This window comes from Candidiatus Paracoxiella cheracis (assembly GCF_049348705.1).
GTDB classification, from domain to species: Bacteria; Pseudomonadota; Gammaproteobacteria; order Coxiellales; family Coxiellaceae; genus Paracoxiella; species Paracoxiella cheracis.
Genome location: NZ_CP186485.1, coordinates 1,005,386 through 1,025,380 on the forward strand (window position 1 = coordinate 1,005,386; position 19,995 = coordinate 1,025,380).

General features: G+C 41.1%; 12 protein-coding genes and 1 pseudogene. 10 read left to right on the forward strand and 3 right to left on the reverse strand.

Annotation, left to right across the window (positions count from 1 at the left end; genetic code table 11):
- Nucleotides 1-17 precede the first annotated feature (17 nt).
- From ACJMKR_RS05230 to ACJMKR_RS05255, 6 genes and pseudogenes are all read left to right on the forward strand, one after another.
- Entirely contained in the window at nt 18-911 is an 894-nt protein-coding gene (locus ACJMKR_RS05230; protein ID WP_423064082.1) for a haloalkane dehalogenase, read from the forward strand.
- Between the two features lie 451 nt (nt 912-1,362).
- Nucleotides 1,363-2,199, forward strand: coding sequence for a DUF692 domain-containing protein (locus ACJMKR_RS05235; protein ID WP_423064083.1), 837 nt, complete (start codon nt 1,363-1,365; stop codon nt 2,197-2,199).
- Entirely contained in the window at nt 2,196-2,966 is a 771-nt protein-coding gene (locus ACJMKR_RS05240; RefSeq protein ID WP_423064084.1) for a DNA-binding domain-containing protein, read from the forward strand. Before ACJMKR_RS05235 ends, ACJMKR_RS05240 begins: the two co-directional genes overlap by 4 nt.
- A 29-nt stretch (nt 2,967-2,995) precedes the next feature.
- Nucleotides 2,996-4,444, forward strand: coding sequence for a hypothetical protein (locus ACJMKR_RS05245; protein WP_423064085.1), 1,449 nt, complete (start codon nt 2,996-2,998; stop codon nt 4,442-4,444).
- A gap of 42 nt (nt 4,445-4,486) precedes the next feature.
- A complete protein-coding gene (locus tag ACJMKR_RS05250) occupies nt 4,487-4,729 on the forward strand; it encodes a hypothetical protein (RefSeq protein ID WP_423064086.1) in 243 nt (80 codons plus the stop codon).
- 86 nt (nt 4,730-4,815) lie between these two features.
- Nucleotides 4,816-5,934, forward strand: a pseudogene (locus ACJMKR_RS05255) (IS481 family transposase).
- Between the two features lie 135 nt (nt 5,935-6,069).
- Here the strand turns inward: ACJMKR_RS05255 and ACJMKR_RS05260 are convergent.
- The 3 genes from ACJMKR_RS05260 to ACJMKR_RS05270 are packed head-to-tail and all read right to left on the reverse strand — an operon-like array spanning nt 6,070 to nt 11,836.
- A complete protein-coding gene (locus tag ACJMKR_RS05260) occupies nt 6,070-9,156 on the reverse strand; it encodes an efflux RND transporter permease subunit (protein ID WP_423064087.1) in 3,087 nt (1,028 codons plus the stop codon).
- A 12-nt stretch (nt 9,157-9,168) separates the two neighbouring features.
- Nucleotides 9,169-10,287, reverse strand: coding sequence for an efflux RND transporter periplasmic adaptor subunit (locus ACJMKR_RS05265; protein ID WP_423064088.1), 1,119 nt, complete (start codon nt 10,285-10,287; stop codon nt 9,169-9,171).
- Between the two features lie 13 nt (nt 10,288-10,300).
- Nucleotides 10,301-11,836, reverse strand: coding sequence for an efflux transporter outer membrane subunit (locus ACJMKR_RS05270; RefSeq protein WP_423064089.1), 1,536 nt, complete (start codon nt 11,834-11,836; stop codon nt 10,301-10,303).
- Nucleotides 11,837-12,299: 463 nt separating this feature from the next.
- Between ACJMKR_RS05270 and ACJMKR_RS05275 the strand changes: the two genes are divergently transcribed.
- From ACJMKR_RS05275 to ACJMKR_RS05290, 4 genes are all read left to right on the forward strand, one after another.
- The gene (locus ACJMKR_RS05275; protein WP_423064090.1) at nt 12,300-13,880 is read left to right on the forward strand and encodes an APC family permease; all 1,581 of its coding nucleotides are present in this window, start codon (nt 12,300-12,302) and stop codon (nt 13,878-13,880) included.
- Between the two features lie 120 nt (nt 13,881-14,000).
- Nucleotides 14,001-15,119 carry an efflux RND transporter periplasmic adaptor subunit gene (locus ACJMKR_RS05280; protein WP_423064091.1) on the forward strand — a complete coding sequence of 373 codons (1,119 nt, stop codon included), beginning with the start codon at nt 14,001-14,003 and terminating at the stop codon, nt 15,117-15,119.
- Nucleotides 15,119-18,178 carry an efflux RND transporter permease subunit gene (locus ACJMKR_RS05285; RefSeq protein WP_423064092.1) on the forward strand — a complete coding sequence of 1,020 codons (3,060 nt, stop codon included), beginning with the start codon at nt 15,119-15,121 and terminating at the stop codon, nt 18,176-18,178. The genes ACJMKR_RS05280 and ACJMKR_RS05285 overlap by 1 nt, the downstream gene beginning before the upstream one ends.
- Before the next feature lie 49 nt (nt 18,179-18,227).
- On the forward strand, nt 18,228-19,658 hold the full coding sequence (locus tag ACJMKR_RS05290; RefSeq protein WP_423064093.1) for a DHA2 family efflux MFS transporter permease subunit: 1,431 nt from the start codon (nt 18,228-18,230) through the stop codon (nt 19,656-19,658).
- Nucleotides 19,659-19,995 lie beyond the last annotated feature (337 nt).

Consider the following 19,995-nt stretch of genomic DNA (forward strand, 5'->3'; position numbering starts at 1 on the left):
CCTGTGAGGAAAGTAACATGACCACGCAAGGGAGCGTATCAGCGGAGTGTAAATATCCCTCCAATTACGTGTCAATCGAAGGATCTAATATTCATTATATTGAAGATGGCACGGGTGATCCGGTCATTTTTTTGCATGGCATGCCAACCTCATCCTACCTGTGGCGAAATATTATTCCATCTCTCGCAGATAAAGCTCATTGCATTGCTCCTGATTTAATTGGTATGGGTCGATCAGACAAACCCCCTATCGATTATACGATCTTCGACCATATTAAATACATTGAGGGATTTATCGAAACCTTGGGGCTTGAGAACATTACTTTTGTGTTACATGGTTGGGGTTCTGTCGTGGGTTTTGATTATGCGCGTCGTCATGAAGATAAAATTAAAGCGTTGGCTTTTTACGAATCACATGTCCGCCCAACCACAGATTGGGATATGTTCTCGTTGCCGGTACAACAGTTAGCAACTTTGTTGAAGCGTCCGGGGGCGAGTTACCATGCGATCGTCGAGCAGAATTATTTAATCAATAAATTATTACCTAACGGCGTATTACGCAAACTTTCGGAAGAAGAGCTTGAACAATATCGTAAACCGTTTCCAGATGCGCAAAGTCGCAAACCTTTATGGCAATATATCCAAGATCTGCCGTTGGGTAACGGAAATGGTGTAGTTGCACTCATTGATAAATATTCGCAATGGTTGCAACATGCCCCGCAACCCAAATTGATGATGTATGCCATTCCGGGCTTTATTACTACCATGGCAACTGTTCAATGGGCAAAAAGTCACATCCAAAATTTGACTCTCGTTGAGCTGCAAGATGCTTTGCATTTTGCACAAGAATCCATGCCGGATATTTTTTGTAAAGAACTCAGAAGTTGGTATCTTAACGAAGTTGCAATGTGATCAAAAATTAATCAATCATTTCTAACTTGCATTTTATTGTTAGAAACTCTACCATTTTTAAACGTATTAACTAACTAACTTCGATAGAAGGAATTTTGCTATGAGTATTATGAATAAAAAAGGCGCTCTTATCGCCGCTGCCGTTGCTGCAACATTTGCTTTAAGTGCTTGTTCACACCCTCAACAAATGCCTCAAGGGCCAATGGCAGGTCAAGCTGGTCCAAGCACTAAATTAGGTAAGATGGGCACAAGCTGCAGATCACATGCGAGCTGCAGATCACATGCGAGCTGCAGATCACATGCGAGCTGCAGAGCACATCGTAAAAGCCATTCATGCAGTGGCAAAACCGAAAGCGGCTATTAAAAATGTAACTAAAAGTTATGACAAAGCCAGGTAGCATCATGTGCCTGGCTTTACTTTTTTATGTGACTTCTAAAAATGGGATATCGAATGCAAGATCTTTCGTACAGTGGTTTTGGTATAGGACTGCGTTCACAGCATTACCAAAGTATTATTGATACACGGCCTAACGTTGATTGGTTTGAAATCATGAGCGAAGATTTCATGATTGATGGCGGTCATCCATTGCACTACTTAGATCAAATACGTGAACAGTATCCCGTGGCGATGCATGGTGTTTCCTTGTCGATTGGTAGTTGCGATCCATTGGATAGTGATTATCTTGCACGACTCAAACGACTGGCAGAGCGGGTGGATCCTTTGTGGATTTCAGATCATCTGTGTTGGACCGGTGTGAACGGTGTGAACATGCATGATTTAATGCCATTGCCTCACACAGAAGAGACCATTGCACATGTGGCTGCTCGCGTTAAGAAAGTCCAGGATTTTTTGGGCCGACAAATTTTACTGGAGAATGTGTCCAGCTATGTGGATTACCGTGCGTCTGAAATGACCGAGTGGGAATTCTTAAGTGAAGTGGCAAAAAAGGCTGACTGTCTTATTTTGCTCGATATTAATAATATTTTCGTGAATGCGTTTAATCACGGGTTCAACGTGCTCGACTATTTGGACGGTGTTCCTGCTAAGCGTGTGCAACAATTTCATATCGCGGGTCATGATAATTGTGAAACTCACATCATTGATACACATGATCATACTATTATCGATGATGTATGGAAGTTATATGAGGAAGCTGTTGTGCGGTTTAGCGATGTGGCAACCCTAATTGAGCGTGATGCTAATATTCCCGATATTCCAGAATTATTAAAAGAAGTTGACTATGCCAAACAAATTTATCACCGAATTCACAGTGAGCAGGTGGCATGAAAACATTAAAAGAATTACAAGAAGGTATGCAGGCTTTTGTTCTCGAAAAGAATACAGACGTTGCTGAGGATATTATCAAACCTGAGAACATGGATTCTGTAGCACGGCTCCAAGTTTATCGCAATGCCTATTATTTGCGCTTGATTGAGATTTTAGAAGGCGATTATACGGTTTTGTATCACCTTATGGGCAAAGAAGCTTTTGATGCGATGGCTTGTGATTATTTAGATGCCTTTCCTTCGCATCATTTTTCAATCCAACACGTCGGAAAACATTTAGCGAAATTTTTAAAGAATACCGATCATATTGATTCAAGCTATAGTGAGTTGGCCGAATTTGAATGGGCTATTCATGAAGCATTATACGCTGAAGATGCCGAAGTATTAACACTTGAGGATTTGTCACAACTTCCGCCCGAAGAGTGGGCTGATATGAAATTGTCGTTGCATCCCTCTGTGAAATTGCTCACGTGTCGATTCAATACGATGGAGCGTTGGCAGTCTAATAATCATGGTGAGGGTGATATTCCCTCAGAGCAACTGCCTGAATTGCGCTGTCAACTCATCTGGCGTCATGACTGCGAAGCCTATTTTTGTGTATTAACGGCAGAGCAAAGTTATTTAGTCCACGCCATTGCCAAAAATGAAAGTTTTGGCGATTTGTGTGAAACCATGCTCAAATATTTTGATGAAGAAGAGGTGGTACAGTGGGTGGCGAATACACTTCAAACTTGGCTTAGCGAAGGAATTTTTCGTAAAGCTATTTAACCTTAAAATAACAAGAGAGTAACAATTAAATGTCTAGACAGACTCACTCTCGGGTGGGATCTGGTTTAAATGGAAGCAATCCTGATCTTTCACGAAATACTTCACGCACTAAGCTATTACCAGCAAGAAGCTTCAGACAATGGCTCTTCCCTTTTCTAGATTCAGAGGCTTTAAAACAGGCTGCAGAAACACCGATCGTAGCGGAGAACTTTTCTCAGAGACCGAGTATTTTTTATCATTTTCGAGCGACATTTTGGAAGGTATTTGGTGCCGACGGTTACGATCCTGTCAATCGTAAATATGATGGAATTCGAATAAAAAGTCATAAACGAAGCGAAGATGTAGTTTGTTATTTGTTTAAGACGCCTCTTGCCTATCTTATTACATTTTTTGGTATCCCAAACCATATTGTACCTAGCCAACATGCTGCAGGTTTGTCTAAACGGGTACTTATTAGAAACTTTATTGGCTCGCATGACGAAAATTCAAACACATTTTTTTTGTGGCCACTTTTAAAAAATGCTTGGAATGCAATCTGGAATACAATTGGTATTTTTAGAAAAACTGCATGGAATCTCGTAAAAGTATTTACAGAATTTCTGCCTCGGTGTTTAGAAGAGCTTTCTTTTGCTTGCTACGCAAAATGTCGACGAGCGCAGGATGAATCGGAAGGATTGCTAAAAATTCTTCCAGCCATTGGTATGGGCTTTTCATTATTACTTCACTATGTATTTAAGACATGGCGAGTGCTAGGGGCGTCCATCACATCGCCTTATCGAAGTGCTCGCCTTGCTTGGCGTACTGGTAATGAAATTGGTGGAACTAAAGGTAACATTGTTGGCGGTTTGCTAGCGGGTTTGAGTTTAACGATCACGCTTGCGTGCTACATTGTCATTTTTCCTTTGGGAATTAAGGCTGTTATGACGCATGCCCCGACGGTTATTACATCGGTTAGCCATTGGGTTGCCAATTCTCGCACTACTGTTGCGGTGGGTCGATTTTTTAAGAAGGCCGTAGAGCCATTCGCTAAAGCGTTCAAGTGGGTTGTTGAAAAAGTGGGTGTTTCGACGAGCGCCACTTGTGAACAGCAGCATGCGGGACGTTTTTTAGCAGGTGCAATGACAACAATAGGTTTTGCATTGGATAGGTTGTTTACTTGGTGTCGGAATAAATTACGTCGCGCTGAAAACGAAATTGCAAGTGAGGAGCACGCTGGGAGCTCTAGTTCTGTTTTAAATTCTGTGAATATAGAGCTTAGCAATAAAAATCATAATTCAGCTATAAGTTCTACGACAGCAACCGTTGCGAAAAATTTAGATGGTAGCCTTAATGATGTTAGGGTAGCTAAAGCGTTATTTGGTAATTGTCAAAAAAACTTGATTTGGCAGGATGAGGGTAAAGAGCCTAACTTTGAAGAGCCGACGCCGCCGCCAATATCAGAAGCTACTACTACTACTCATTCTTTGTCAGTTAGATAGTGAAAATATTATTAGGGAGCTTCTTCTAAAAGGAACAAATTTTTGAGTGTAAATAACAACATAATATTATTCGGCGGCCACCGTCGTGTTAACAAAGTTGCACGATTAAATGATTTTCGGCGTGCCATTGCACACTTGCAAAAGGCTATCGAACAACTACAGGTAGACATGAAGGCAACCTTTCAATATATTCGAAAATTAACGCGTGAGCGAAAAGTGTTAATATCAAAACCACGAATATCTCAAGATGAACAATTGAAAATCCATCAAATCGATGAAATGTAAACCTTCAGACTTGATCTGACACTCCTGGTCAGTTAGAGTAAAATTTAATTGACCAACCTTAAACAACCAACACGAGGAGTGTCATTATGACCAGTGTATCCGAAAAGATTATCAAACCCAAATTAGGTTTACTAGAGCTGTCTAAACAATTGGGAAATGTTTCACAAGCCTGCAAGGTTATGGGTTATTCACGCGACAGTTTTTACCGTTTCAAAACACTTTATGAAAATGGTGGCGAAGAAGCACTCCATGATATGAGTAAGAAGAAACCGAATGAAAAAAATAGAGTGCCGTTACATGTAGAAGAAGCGGTAATTGCTTTGGCTATTGAAAACCCAGCGTTAGGTCAGGCACGTGCGGCCAATGAATTACTGGCGCGAGGCATTATCGTATCGAGCAGCGGAGTTCGTTCGGTGTGGCTACGTAATGATCTAGAGACTTTTAAGAAGCGACTAAAAGCGCTTGAAGCGAAATCGGCGCAAGACGGTATGTTATTAACGGAAGAACAATGACAAGCATTAGAAAAATCAAAACGAGAAAAAGAAGCGCACGGCGAGATTGAAACAGAACACCCAGGTTATTTAGGTTCTCAGGATACGTATTATGTTGGCACGATGAAGGGCGTTGGCCGTATTTATGAGCAGACTTTTGTCGATACCTATAGCAGAATCGCTTTTGCGAAGTTATACACGGAGAAAACAGCGATGACGGCAGCTCATTTATTAAATGAACGTGTATTGCCATGGTTTAATGAGCAAGGTATCCGATTGCTGCGTATGCTCACGGATCGCGGGACGGAATATTGTGGAAAAATTGAGAACCACGCCTATCAACTTTATTTAGCAGTTGAAGACATTGACCATTCGAAAACACGCGCACGTTCTCCGCAGACCAATGGTATTTGTGAACGTTTTCATAAAACGATTAAACAAGAATTTTATGATGTTGCTTTTCGAAAAAAAATATATCGTTCCCTAGAAGAATTACAACAAGACGTTGATGCGTGGATCAAAACATATAATGAGGTCAGGCCCCATTCCGGCGAGCGTTGTTATGGAAAAACACCCATGCAAACTTTTCTTGATGCAAAGCATTTGGCACAAGAAAAAGAATTAGATAAACTATGTAAAACTATTCCAAGCGTGTCGGCAGATGAATTGAATAAGGCGCACAGTAATCACGACACGCAACTGGTAGAGGAGTAATTAGAATCCGATCTATCGGACAGAAAATATGTCCGATAAATCTCAACTGTCAGATCAAGTCGAGAGTTCTACAGATAAAAGGATTTATCACGAGCTGTAGAAAATCATCAGGGATGAATAAGAAATAGGGTTGAGTTATTCAACCCTATTTCTGTTTTGTTTTATTTTTTTGTAATCCACGGCTAACCACAAATACATTGCTGGCACGACAAAGAGGGTGAATATCGTGCCAATAGCAATACCTGTAGCAATCACTAAACCAATATTAAAACGACTCACCGCACCAGCACCGGTTGCTAAAATTAATGGGATGACACCAAAAACCATCGCTGCCGTTGTCATTAAGATGGGACGGAAACGAACTGCCGCCGCTTCTTCAATAGCTTCACGCTTGCTTTTACCTTCCGCTTGTCGATCATTCGCAAATTGTGCGATAAGAATGCCGTGTTTTGAAATTAGTCCAATTAAAGTAACTAACCCAACTTCTGTGTAAATATTTAAATTAGCACCACCCACACCCAAACTAATAAAAATCATGGCGCCACAAATGGACATGGGTACGCTGATTAATACGATCAATGGATCGCGAAAACTATTAAATAAAACAGCGAGTGACAAAAAGATAATGATCAATGCCAAAAAGAAAGTCAGAATCAGCGAAGAACCTTCCTGGATATATTGACGCGATTGACCCGCATAAGTATATGCATAACCTTTTGGCAAAATTTGTTCTCCAATGTTTTTGAAAATGGCTAATGCTTGGCCCAAGGTCACGCCACGTCCAGCAACAGCCGAAATCGTTGCGGAGTTGAGTTGCTGAAAATGGTTTATGGATTCAGGCACAACTTCATTTTTTAAATACGCCACGGTTGATAAAGGAATGGTGCGTCCATCGGCAGTATTAATATAGTAATTCAGTAATTGATAATTATTGATGCGATTTTTCCGTAGCATTTGTGGAATGACCTGATACGATCTACCCATATAGTTGAAATAGTTAATATAGGCCTCGCTCAATGACGCGCTTAGCGTGTCACCGACATCTTTCATGCTCAGTCCGAATTCAGATATTTTATCACGATTTAATTGGACTGTTGTTTGGGTCTTATCAATTTTTAAATCGGGATCGATGTATGCAAAGGCGCCTGTTGCTACTGCTTTTTGAATGATTTCTTTCACGATTATGTTTAATTGGTCGAAATCTTGCGTTGTCTGAATCACAAATTGTATGGGCAAGCCACTGCCGCCACCCGGTAAAGAAGGGGGTTGGAATGCTGCTATTTTTGCACCGGCTACGAGGTTAAGTTTCTGTTGAACTTCGGGTTGTAATTGGTTTGATGTGAGTTTGCGTTCATCCCAAGGTTTTAATACCATGCCGTCGATACTGGCGTTGAATGCGTTGGGTTGATTGGAACCACTGCTGCCATCAATTTGAAAAATATCTTCTGTTTCAGGATACGTTTCGAATATGTTATTCACTACGTCGGAGTAAATGCCCGTTTGATACAGTGAAGAATTCGCTGCTGCTGTTAATTGTGACATGATGACGCCTTGATCTTCTTGCGGTGATAGTTCTGATTTTGAAGAGATAAAAAGAAAATAATTGCTTGCTAAAATAATAATAGCAAAGACAATCACGACGGGAAGATAGTTTAAATAATTTTTTAAAATACGCGAATAACCATCGCGAATACGATCAAAGTGTCGATCGACAAATTCCACCAGGCGCTGTTTGCCCATTGCTTCTTTCGATTTTAACATGCGAGAACACATCATGGGTGAGAGTGTGAGCGCAATGACCGCCGATACCGTTACAGCACCAGCCAGTGTAAATGCAAATTCGGTGAAGAGGGCACCGGTGAGTCCTGTCATAAAACCAATAGGTAAATAAACAGCAACCAGCACAATAGTGATAGCAATAATTGGTTTTGTTAGTTCTCTTACACTTAAAATTGCAGATTCAAAAGGGGAGTGTCCATTTTCAATATGTCGGTGTACATTTTCAACGACGATGATTGCATCGTCGACAACAAGACCAATTGCTAAAACTAATGCGAGCAGCGTTAATAAATTAATAGAATAGCCTAATACATACATGACAAAAAAAGTACCGATGATCGATAAAGGAATGGCAATCACGGGAATGAAAAGAGAACGAAATGACGCTAAAAAAATGAAAACGACAATCGTTACGATTATGAATGCTTCCAGTAGCGATGAAAGAACTTCTCGAATAGAGCTGTCGACAAATTTGCTGGCGTCATAAACAACGTTTGCATTGATGCCAACAGGAAGCTGTTTTTGTATGGTTCCAAATACTTGTTTTACTTTGTCGATGACGGACAACAAATTTGCATCGGGCGAAACTGTAATGCCGATATATACAGCCGTTTTTCCATTGAATTTTACATCGGTATTATAATTTTGAGCACCCAGTGTGATTTTACCAATGTCTTTTAGACGAATAATCGTATTGTTATCAGAGCGTATAATTAAATTTTTGAACTGTTCAACTGTATTCAATGCTGTGCTGGCCGTTAAATTAAGTGTGAAAACAGGTCCGTCTGTTCTGCCGGCCGCTGCGACAAAATCATTATCATTTAACACAGTTGCAACTTCTTGTGGTGTAACATGAAAGCCTGCCATTTTGTCAGGGTCTAACCAAACGCGCATTGCAAACTGCCTGCCCCCTAATATTTGAGCTTGCTGTACTCCATTAATACTTTGCAATAAAGGTTGAGCGACGCGTAAGACATAGTCTGTTACTTTATTGCTTGGCAAGATATTGCTGTAAAAACCAATATACATCGAGGCAATACTTTGCGCGACAGAAATGCTGAGACTAGGCACTAATGTTCCTGCCGGTAATTGATTTAGAACGCTGTTAACTTGTGTATTAATTTCCGTTAATGCTTTATCAGCATCGTAATTTAAGAGTAAATTAGCAATGATGGTGCTGGTATTTTGACTGCTGTTTGAGGTCATGTAATCAATTCCGTTGGCTTGTGCTACAGCAGTTTCTATGGGTGTCGTGATAAACGATGCAATGGTAGCCGGATCACCACCTGTAAATAGTGTGGAAATTGTAATAATAGCAGATTCGATGGTTGGATATTGCTGAATAGGAAGCATCCCGATAGAACGTACTCCTAACACGAAAAGAAATATGCTAATAACCAATGAGAGAACGGGTCTTCTAACAAAGATATCGAGAGCTCGCATAATTAAATACACCTATTCATTGGTAATATCCGGGTTAGGATTGTCGGATGGTTGCACTTTGTTGTTGATTACCACCAAACTGTTATTTTGTAATTTTAATTGGCCGCTCGTTACGATCATCTCACCTTCTTTAATGCCTGTTAGAATTGCGGTTTGATTGCCGCGTACTTCTCCTGTAGTGACGACTTTTTGTGTTGCTTTCCAAACGGGATAACCTTTTTCTGTTTGCTTTGTTTTTGTTAACACATAAACATAGTCACCATAAGGGTTGTAAGCTATTGCTGCGATAGGGAGCGTTAGATATTTTTTCGGAGCCCCTATTGTAATAGCGCCAGATACAAACATGCCAGGCGATAAAATGTGTTCAGGGTTAGAGAGTGTTACTTCAACAATTACATTTCTTGTATTTTCATCGACCGCAGGATTAATGGTGGTGATATTGCCTGTAAACGTTTTATCAGGAAAATTATTGAGATTGACGCTGACACTTTGTCCGACTTTAATGTTTGGAATATTTTCTTGAGGAAAATTAAAATCAGCGTAAATGGGATCGATCGTTTGTAAATTTGAAATAGCATCACCTGGAACTAGATATTGCCCAGGATTAACTAGAGAAATACCCAAGCGTCCCGAGAAGGGTGCGCGAATAGTTTTTTCCTCAATAATAGCTTTTTGTTCAGCAACCTGAGCAGCGGTATTTTTATAATTTGCCTCATCGGAATCAAGCTGCTCTTTACTGACAGCGCCGATAGCATATTGGCGTTTATTGCGAAAATAGGTAATTTTTGCATATTCTGCTTCTGCCTCAAGTGAGTGTAGTTTGGCGACATCGGGGTCGATATTTAATAAAACAAGCAATTGACCTTTGTGTACATAGGATCCTGCAGAGAAATAAATATTACGAACCATGCCCGCAAGCTGGGTTGTTACATTAACACCCTTCACCGTTCGCAGACTGCCGCTACCTTTTAATAACTGTGCCCACGACACATAGGGTACTTTCATTGCAGAGACTACAAAAATCGGCACCCTGTGTGCTTCGCGATATTTTTTATCGGCTTGTTTTTCTTTATATTTAATAAAAAATACAATGCCAAATAGTATGCCCACTCCAATGAGCATGATGATCATGCGTGTGATTAATTTACTTTTGCTTCCCATAATATTCCTTTACATTCCACCAGCCACCACCCAGCGCTTGAAATAGTGCGGCCGTATCATTAAAACGTTGGCCTTCAGCTTTAATCCGATTGATTCTGGTTTTTTGATAAGCCTGTTCAGCAATTAATACATCTAAATAGTTTTTTCCACCCAGTTTAAAGCGATTTTTAGTAACGATATAAGTACTTCGTGCAGAAATTTCTGCTTTTTGTTGCGCTTTGTATTCACGTGCATCGATTTCTAAAGCACGCAGTGCATCGGCAACGTTTTGAAATGCGGTTAATACTGTTTCTTGATATTGCTGACAAGCAGCTTCAAAAGCATCGATAGCAGCACGACGCTGTGCGATTAACGCTGTACCGTGAAAAATAGGCTGTAACAAATCGGCCGCAAGACTCCAAAGGTTATTAGTGGGCGTAAACAAGGTATTTAAAGAGGTTGATAAATAACCGTAGCCTGCCGATAAATTAATTTGTGGTAATAAGTTAGCGGTTGCTACACCTATATTCGCGCTTGCTTCGTGGAGTAGGGCTTCTGCTTGTTGTACATCCGGTCGATGGTTTATTAACTTTGAAGGAACACTAATCGGTATTTTTGCTGGTAAATTAACTAAATTTAACTGAAGCACAGGTAAATGACTTTGACTCGGAAGTTGTCCCACTAACACCGCCAACGCATGTCGTGCTTGCGCTAATTGAACTTGAAGCGGTGGCAATAACGCTTCTGTTTGTGATAGTTGTGTTTCTTGTATCAGGACATCTTCCGCTGAGGCGCCACCTAATTTTAACTGTTCTTTGACAATCTGTAATTGTTGTGCAGTTTCTTTGATTAATTCGCGGGTGGCGTGTATTTCTTCTTGTAGGGTAGCAACCGTAATGGCTGTGGTAACGATATTCGAAGTTAACGATAAATATGCCGCAATTAGTTGATAACGTGCCAGATCGACTTGTGCACGCATGGCTTCTACTTGGCGGCGCAAGCCACCCCAGATATCGAGTGTGTAAGAAACGGTAGCTGCGGTGTAATAAAGACTAAATACACTGGGTGTATTTCCACCCACAGTATTCGTGTTGGCAGCATTTCCTAATGCGGAAGATCCGCTGCTTACACCAAAACCAAGGCTCGATGTGCGCGTTCGTTCTGCTAATGCTTCGAGGTCAATGGAGGGGAATAATAAATTACCGATCGTGGCTCGCAGCAACTGTTGCGATTGATGTAAAGTTGCTAAAGCGGATGCCAACGTAGGACTATTTGCCAAGCCTGTTCTAATGAGCGCATTAATTGCAGGTGAATGGAATAGATGCCACCATTGTGCAGGAATATCTTGCCCCAATTTCAGATATTGTGCCTTTCCCGGATTACCGGCCTCGGGAACGCTTGCTGTAATTTTAGGTAAGGGAAGCTTGGTGTACGAGGTGGTTTTTGGTGGTGCGGGTGAGTGAAAATCTGGCCCAACTTCACAGCCGACTAGCGTCAGACTGGCGGTTAGAATAAAAATAAAAGCGATCGAATTTCGCATGTGCTAAACAGTCCGTGTTTGTCATCCTGGCTCCAACGAAAAATCATATCATAAAGTTGATCAAAATTGATGACCCCAGACGCTACTTTAGAGTTTTTTTCATTCATGGCTGAACAAAAGAATTTCAATTGCTTACGTATCGTGATTGGGGTTACTGTTTTTCGGGAATCGCTATCCCTAGCTGCTAAGTACATCCATGGTACTTAGGTCCGCAAAACAGTAACCCCAATCCCTATGCCGCAATTGAACGCTATTTAGCTGAAAATAGATTTCAAGAGGTGCCCTTAAGCTAAGAAAAGTTACTCGAGTTGTGGGGCACGCATTGACACTATTTTGTAATAACTGTATATTATTTAGATACATGACCACTGCTTTTCCAACGCAGTAGCCCCCAACTAACCTTTAAAAATGAGCCTAATTCGACGCGATGAAATTACAACGATCTATTAGTTTGATCGGATTAATGTTAGTAGCTGTCACTGCAATGCTAGGATCTGGTTGGTTGTTCGGGCCACTATATGCGGCTAAGATGGCTGGCCCAAGTTCAATCCTTGCTTGGTTATTGGGAGGGGCTTTAATATTCGTGATGGCACTGCCGTTTGCTGAGTTAGGCTCCATGTTTCCCATTACAGGCGGGCTGGTGCGATTTGTCCAGTTTAGCCATGGTCCTTTAGTTGCCCTCGCAATGGGGCTAGCGGCCTGGTATGCAGCGGCCATCGTCAGCCCCATAGAAACGTTAGCCTTGATTGAATACGCAGCTAACTATATTCCTGGGTTAATGCATGAAGTGGGTGGCACACCGGTGTTGACTGGTGAGGGTATGTTGGCAGCCGTTGGTTTACTGGCCGTCCTTGCCGTCTTTAATACGCTGAGTGCGCGCACCGTCTCAAAAACAAATTATTTCATTGTTGCGATTAAAATTGTCATTCCGTTAACGACGGTAGCAGCATTGATCTTAACGGCATTTCATCCCCATAATTTTAGCGTTGCGATGAGTGATGTCCACTCAACAAATTTGAAGAATATGTTATATGCCATTCCCAACGCGGGTATTGTATTTTCATTTTTAGGCTTTACGGCTGCTATTCAATTAGCAGGTGAATCTAAAAATCCAAAACGCGTGATTTTTTGGGCGTTACTAAGCTCAATGATTATCTGTGCGGTTTTATATACGCTTATCCAAATCGCCTTTATTGGCGCCGTGAATCCAGTGCATTTAACGCATGGTTGGCAACATCTATCTTATGCAGGAGATAGTGGGCCGTTTGCGGGTATTGCGGCAGGCATTGGCTTGGTGTGGTTGGTCTATGTGCTGTATGCCGATGCATTTATTTCGCCGCTTGGCGTTGCCGTTGTGTATACAGCCTCGGCTGCGCGTATCAATTATGCGTTATCTAAAAATGGATTGATGCCAAAGTTTATGCAAAAATTAAATCGCAAAGGTGTTCCTGCTGTTGCCATATTGGCTAATTTTATTTTTGGTGCGTTAGTGTTCTTGCCCTTTCCAGGATGGCAAAGTATGGTTGCCTTTTTGGTATCGGGTTTCGTGTTCACTTACGGTGTTGGTCCTTTAGCGTTGATGGTGTTACGCAAAAAGTTGCCCGAGCATCCTCGACCATTCCGCTTACCATTTGCCAATGTGCTGACGCTAATCTCATTTTATATTGGTAATTTAATTTTATTTTGGACCGGATGGAATACTGTATCGAAATTGTTAATCTTCTTAACCGCGGGTTTAGCTGCGTTGGGGATTTATAAACTGGTAAAGAAAAATGGGGCATTGCAATCCGTGAATGCCAAAGCCGGATTGTGGTTGATTCCTTACCTTATTGGTTTAGCGATAGTTTCTTATTTTGGTACCTTTGGTGGTGGAAAAGGGGTGATTCCTTTCGGTATCGATTTCTTAGTAATATTTTTGTTTAGTGTTTGCATTTATTATCTTGCATATCATTGTGCCTTTCTAAAAGGTACCATCGACACAACTCAATTTATCCCCAAACAAATCTTGGCGGATGAATCTGAGTTGTCACATTCCAATCCTTAGATAGATCTGTTTAAATTTTAATCAGATCGATACTCTGAATTAGTATTTTCACCGTTGTTGGTTTAATATATGCACTAACTACGTTTACCATTTGTGGGAGGTCGCTTCATGGGCAAGCGCATGACGATCGTAATAATTGCGCTTATTATTATTTTTGGTGGAATTTTCGGCTTCAATGTTTTTCGCACGCATTTAATCAAACAATTTGAAAAAAACTATGTTCCCCCACCCGCGACTATTTCTGCCACCAAAGCAATCACACAGTCGTGGCAGCCTACGTTAACAGCCGTTGGAAGCTTGGCGGCGATTAATGGCGTCAATGTGAGTTCTGAAGTTAATGGCTCTGTTATAGCCATTTATTTCAAATCAGGGCAAATGGTGAAAGAAGGCCAATCATTAATACAGCTCGATGATTCAACCGACATTGAAGATTTGAAAAATAATCAAGCTGAGCTCGATTTAGCAAAACTTGAATATGCGCGAAAAGCATCACTTTGGAAAACGGGTGCTATTTCAAAAAGTGATTATGATCAAGCATTGGCAACGCTGCGTCAGTCACAGGCAGCAGTTAATAAATCGCTAGTCGCGATCAGCAAGAAAAATATTCGTGCACCTTTTGCGGGTAAAATTGGTATTCGCCAAGTCAATATTGGTCAGTACGTTAATCCGGGTGACACGCTGGTGAGTTTACAATCACTGGATCCTCTGTATGTGAATTTTTCATTACCAGAACAATATCTAAAAGATATCTACTTAAGTCAAAAGGTCTCTATCACCGTCGATGCATACCCGAATGAAAAATTTTATGGAAAAATAACAGCCGTTAATGCGTTAGTGACGGTAGCAACGCGTAGTATTGATGTGCAGGGCACCTTGCCAAACCCTAAATTGCAACTTTATCCAGGCAGTTTTGCAGATGTGGAGGTGTATTTACCAGAGCAAAAGTCGGTTGTTACCATTCCTCAAACTGCTGTTACGTATTCACTTTATGGGAACATGGTTTATGTGGTTGAACAAAAGGGTAAGGACAAAAAAGATAAGCCGATTTTAAAAGCCTATCAACGTTATGTGACGGTTGCTGGGATGAAAAATAATCGTGTCGTGAGTGAAAAGGGACTTAAGGCTGGAGAGATGGTAGTTACCTCTGGCCAAAATAAATTAGAGAGTGGCGCAACCGTTGTCATTAATAATAGTGTGAAACTACCACCCGCGAACCCTGAAACGTTAACCGGACCCTAATGGCTAAATTTACCGACATTTTTATCACCAGACCCGTGCTTGCCACCGTAGTAAGCCTGTTGATTTTCATTTTAGGCTTGCGTGCCATAAGTGAAATGCAAGTACGTCAGTATCCTAAAATGGACAATACCTTAATCACGGTTTCCACTTATTATCCTGGTGCTCCTGCATCTTTGGTGGAGGGCTTTATTACCAGCCGCATCGAAAAATCGATTGCAAGTGCAGAAGGCATAGATTATATGACTTCAACGAGCCCGGAAGGCACTAGCACTATTAATGCCTATATCAAATTAAATTTTGATCCAAACGTTGCATTTACCGATGTAATGAGTAAAGTCGCGCAGGTTCAAAATGACTTGCCGCGAGAATCTCAATTACCCGTCATTCAAAAAGAAACCGGATCGCAAACTGCGTTAATGTATATTGGCTTTAACAGCGATCAAATGAGTTCCGAGCAAATTACGGATTATATTTCACGTGCAGTTCAACCAAAGCTTGAAACAGTAAATGGTGTCTCTCAGGCGCAAATTTTAGGAGATAAAACATTTGCTATGCGCATTTGGTTGAATACCATTCGTATGGCTGCCTTAGGTGTAACCGCGAAAGATGTTGTGCAGGCGTTGCAGGAAAATAACTTCCAATCAGCCGCTGGCCAAACAAAAGGGGATTATATTTCATTGTACATTAAGGCCGAAACCGATATTCAAAATGAGCAGGCCTTTGAAAACCTAGTTGTCAAAAAGGTAAAAGGGACGTTAATTCGCATACGTGATATTGGGCATGTGAAATTGGGCGCTGAAACTTACGATTCTAGCGTTTACATGAATGGCAAGCCCGCTATTTTTATGGGTATTAGTTCGACGCCGACAGCCAATCCGCTCAATGTTATTAGTGATGTAAAAAAAATATTGCCACAACTTAAGGCGCTTTATCCACCGACCTTAGAGTCAAGAGTCGTTTATGATGCCACTAAATATATTCAGGCATCCATTGATGAGGTGACGAGAACCATTATAGAGGCGACTATCATTGTCATTGTTATTATCTTTCTCTTTTTGGGCTCGATTCGCACTGTCACTATCCCTGTCATTACGATTCCACTTTCGTTGATTGGTGCTTGTTTTTTAATGTGGATGCTAAATTATTCTATTAATTTATTAACATTACTTGCGATGGTGCTGGCAATTGGTTTGGTGGTAGACGACGCTATTGTTGTTGTCGAAAATATATATCGCCATATCGAGGATGGTTTAGATGGATTTCATGCGGCGATTAAGGGTACACGTGAAATCGCAATGCCGATTATTTCGATGACCATTACATTAGTCGCTGTTTACGCGCCCATCGGCTTCATGACAGGTTTGACGGGTGCTTTGTTTTCTGAATTTGCATTTACATTAGCGGGTGCGGTGATTATATCGGGTATTATAGCGTTAACGTTGTCACCGATGATGTGTTCAAAATTATTAACCCCTGAACTTGAAAATAAACGATTTGTAAAAATCATCGATACCATGTTTGAGAAGTTGAAAAACTTTTATCAGCGACGTTTGCATAATATGCTTAATTATCGCCCTGTAACAGTGCTCGTTGCTATCGTCGTTTTGATGAGTTGTTTTTATCTTTATTCACATACGAAATCAGAATTAGCACCTGAAGAAGATCAAGGTGCTTTATTTGTTCAAGCGCAAGCACCACAGTATGCCAACATCGATTATGTTAAGGCTTATAGCAATGAGTATTCCAAATTTTTTAAGGCGCTGCCTTCCATGGCAAATTATTTTGTGATCAATGGGTTTGGTACTGTAAACACTGTGCTTGCTGCGATGATCATGAAACCTTGGAATGAGAGAAAACAGTCGCAAAAAGAAGTGCAGAAAGTTTTGCAACCTGAGTTGAATTCAGTTGCAGGATTACAGACGGTTGTTTTTCCATTGCCTTCTTTGCCAGGTGGTGGCAAAGGCTTGCCGATTCAATTTGTCATTACGTCCATCCAGCCTTTTGAAGACATTTATCCCGTTGCAACACGTTTAGTCGAGGCTGCCCAAAAGAGTGGACTCTTTTTGTTTGTTGTGAGCGAATTAAAATATAATAAACCGCAGCTCAATGTCACGATTAATCGAAATAAGGCAGGTGATTTAGGAATTAATATGCAAGATTTGGGCTCTGTTTTGGCCTATTCTTTGGGTGGTAATTATATCAACCGTTTTGCGATGTTTGGCCAGAGCTATGAAGTGATTCCGGAGTTAAGTCGATTTTGGCGTTTAAATCCAAATGATATCGGTCAAATTCATATCGATACTGCTTCTGGGAAATTAGTCCCATTGTCATCAATCGTCTCGATGAAGTTAACGACACAACCGAATATATTATCTCATTTTCAACAGCTCAATTCTGCAAATATCGATGCACTTTTGGCGCCATCAAAAACGATGGGAGATGCGATTAACTTTTTTGAAAATGCTGCCAAGAAAATATTGCCACATGGGATGAGTTATGATTGGGGAGGCCAGTCTCGACAATATGTGCAGGAAGGGCAGGTATTAATTTATACTTTTTTTCTAGCGATTATTATTATTTATTTAGTTTTGGCTGCACAGTTTGAAAGTTTTCGTGATCCATTCATCATATTAATTAGTGTGCCAATGTCGATTTGTGGTGCGTTAATTCCGCTTAATTTAGGCTTCGCAAGCATTAATATTTATACACAAATTGGATTAATCACATTGATCGGCCTTATTAGTAAACACGGTATTTTGATGGTGCAGTTCGCTAATCAATTGCAAGCAACAGAAGGGCTATCAATTCGTGAGGCTATCGAAAAAGCTGCGGCCATTCGTCTGCGTCCTATTTTAATGACAACAGCAGCCATGGTATTAGGGGTGGTTCCTTTATTAATAGCGGTGGGTGCAGGTGCAGCCAGTCGTTTTGATATTGGACTCGTCATTGCGATAGGTATGCTCATCGGTACACTTTTTACTCTATTTGTAGTTCCAACGATGTATACCTTCTTTGCAAAAAAACATGAACCCCTGAGGAAGCCTAAAGATGGTCTCTGAAACCAGCCGTAAATGGTGGGTTTTATTCACTATGTGTCTTTTGACAGCAATGCTGAATTTTGATGCCACCGCTGTTAGTTTAGCGATTCCGCGTATCGCGACTGAATTCCATGCAAGCTTGGCTAGCATGCAATGGGTCATTAATGCATTTATATTGCTAAGCGCGATGTTTCAAATTTTAGGAGGGCGCATTGGTGACCTCTACGGGCATCGTAAAATGTTTGTGATCGGTACGGTCATTTTTATCATTGCATCGATGCTTGCAGGTATTACAGATTCGGAGTTAGTTTTAATTATTGCACGCGTGGGACAAGGGTTAGCTTTAGGCCTTGCGTATCCTGTGTCGATTGCACTTACTTACGATGCATTTCCGAAGGAGCAGCATGGCATTGCAATGGGGTTTATTATGGGAACCATGGGCATTTGGCTGGGTATTGGTCCTACGCTCGGTGGTATTATTATTCATTATGTTGGTTGGCGATGGATTTTTTATGTCAACGTGCCGATTGGAATTATCACGATACTGCTAGCTTATATTTTTTGCCCTCCGGCAAAAGGTGTGAAAGAACGTCAGTCACTCGATTATTTAGGTGCTTCATTTTTAATGTTGGGATTGTTTGGTGTCGTACTTGCATTGAATCAGTCGCAAGAGTGGGGTTTTGATTCTGTTGCTTTTCTAGTAACGCTCATTGCTGGGCTCTTGTCTTTTGTTGTTTTGTACTACATTACAAAGCGAAAACAACATCCTATTATGCGCTTTGATTTATTTGTAGAGCGAAATTTTCTTATTAATTCCCTTATTCGGATAGTCGCGCAATTAGTGTTTATACCCATACTCTTTTTTGTCCCCATTTATTTGCAAAATATTCGTGGCGATACACCCTTAGTTTCAGGGCTATTTATGTTGTATTTAACTGTCATCGTAGGGTTGTTGTCACCCTTTGCCGGTAAAATTGTGGATAGGGTGGGTGTGAGAATTCCAAACGCTATTTCCATGTTGGGATTTATTATCGGTTGTATTTTAATTTATAAAATTTCGCCCGATACGAGCATCGGTTTTTTAGCGGCTGGGCTGGCCTGTATTGGTGTGGGTACGGCTATTTCCTTTGTCAGCACGACCGCGGGTGCACTATCTCCTGTGTCGATGGAAAAAATGGGCATGGCAACGGGTGTTTTTATGACGATTGTTTGGGTAAGTTGTGCAATTGGGGTTTCTTTGATGGGTGCGATTTTAGCCTTAAGCAGTAAGGTTATGTTGCTAAGTGAGATTGCACAAAAAGGGATTTCTTTAACTACAGCGCAGGCTGATGAGTTGATTCGCGTTGCGCGTGGTGTTTCTCCGCTGTCGGAATTAAAAAATTTTATCGCCCGATGCGCGCCATGGAGAGCGAAGCGAAGGCGCGTATTCCGCGGTAGGCTCGGATTTTTTGCCGAGCGTAAGCGACTGCAAAAAATCTTTACGAGCCGTCAAGTCATTTGAGAGCCCGTGCGTAGTCGAGCCGTGAGGTCGCGGAGCGCGGGCGACGAGGACGTCCGCGGCTATTTAAGTTGTCGCGTATTGCGAGTCGATTATTGACAGGGATGGCAATAATCTATCACGAGCATCGCGACACGCTTGCATCCACTGTTGTCTGAGTTAACTCAGGTTGCGTCAAATTCTTTTATACATGGGTTTCGTTTGGGTGTTTTGGTGTTGTTGCTTTTGTCAATTTTGGCTTTAATATTGAGTTTTGTATTAAAGAAATTATAAGAAATTTCAGTTGGCTTGTTGAGCTGGCATAGGTGTTTATTTGTGGAGTTTCAATTGCTTAACTATC

Excerpts from the sequence above, each read along its gene's own strand:
- ACJMKR_RS05290 (WP_423064093.1), top strand. The coding sequence starts at position 18,228 with ATGCTGAATTTTGATGCCACCGCTGTTAGTTTAGCGATTCCGCGTATC.
- ACJMKR_RS05280 (WP_423064091.1), top strand. The coding sequence starts at position 14,001 with ATGACGATCGTAATAATTGCGCTTATTATTATTTTTGGTGGAATTTTC.
- ACJMKR_RS05245 (WP_423064085.1), top strand. The coding sequence starts at position 2,996 with ATGTCTAGACAGACTCACTCTCGGGTGGGATCTGGTTTAAATGGAAGC.
- ACJMKR_RS05240 (WP_423064084.1), top strand. The coding sequence starts at position 2,196 with ATGAAAACATTAAAAGAATTACAAGAAGGTATGCAGGCTTTTGTTCTC.
- ACJMKR_RS05265 (WP_423064088.1), bottom strand. The coding sequence starts at position 10,287 with ATGATCATCATGCTCATTGGAGTGGGCATACTATTTGGCATTGTATTT.
- ACJMKR_RS05275 (WP_423064090.1), top strand. The coding sequence starts at position 12,300 with ATGTTAGTAGCTGTCACTGCAATGCTAGGATCTGGTTGGTTGTTCGGG.
- ACJMKR_RS05260 (WP_423064087.1), bottom strand. The coding sequence starts at position 9,156 with ATGCGAGCTCTCGATATCTTTGTTAGAAGACCCGTTCTCTCATTGGTT.
- ACJMKR_RS05285 (WP_423064092.1), top strand. The coding sequence starts at position 15,119 with ATGGCTAAATTTACCGACATTTTTATCACCAGACCCGTGCTTGCCACC.
- ACJMKR_RS05230 (WP_423064082.1), top strand. The coding sequence starts at position 18 with ATGACCACGCAAGGGAGCGTATCAGCGGAGTGTAAATATCCCTCCAAT.
- ACJMKR_RS05235 (WP_423064083.1), top strand. The coding sequence starts at position 1,363 with ATGCAAGATCTTTCGTACAGTGGTTTTGGTATAGGACTGCGTTCACAG.
- ACJMKR_RS05270 (WP_423064089.1), bottom strand. The coding sequence starts at position 11,836 with ATGCGAAATTCGATCGCTTTTATTTTTATTCTAACCGCCAGTCTGACG.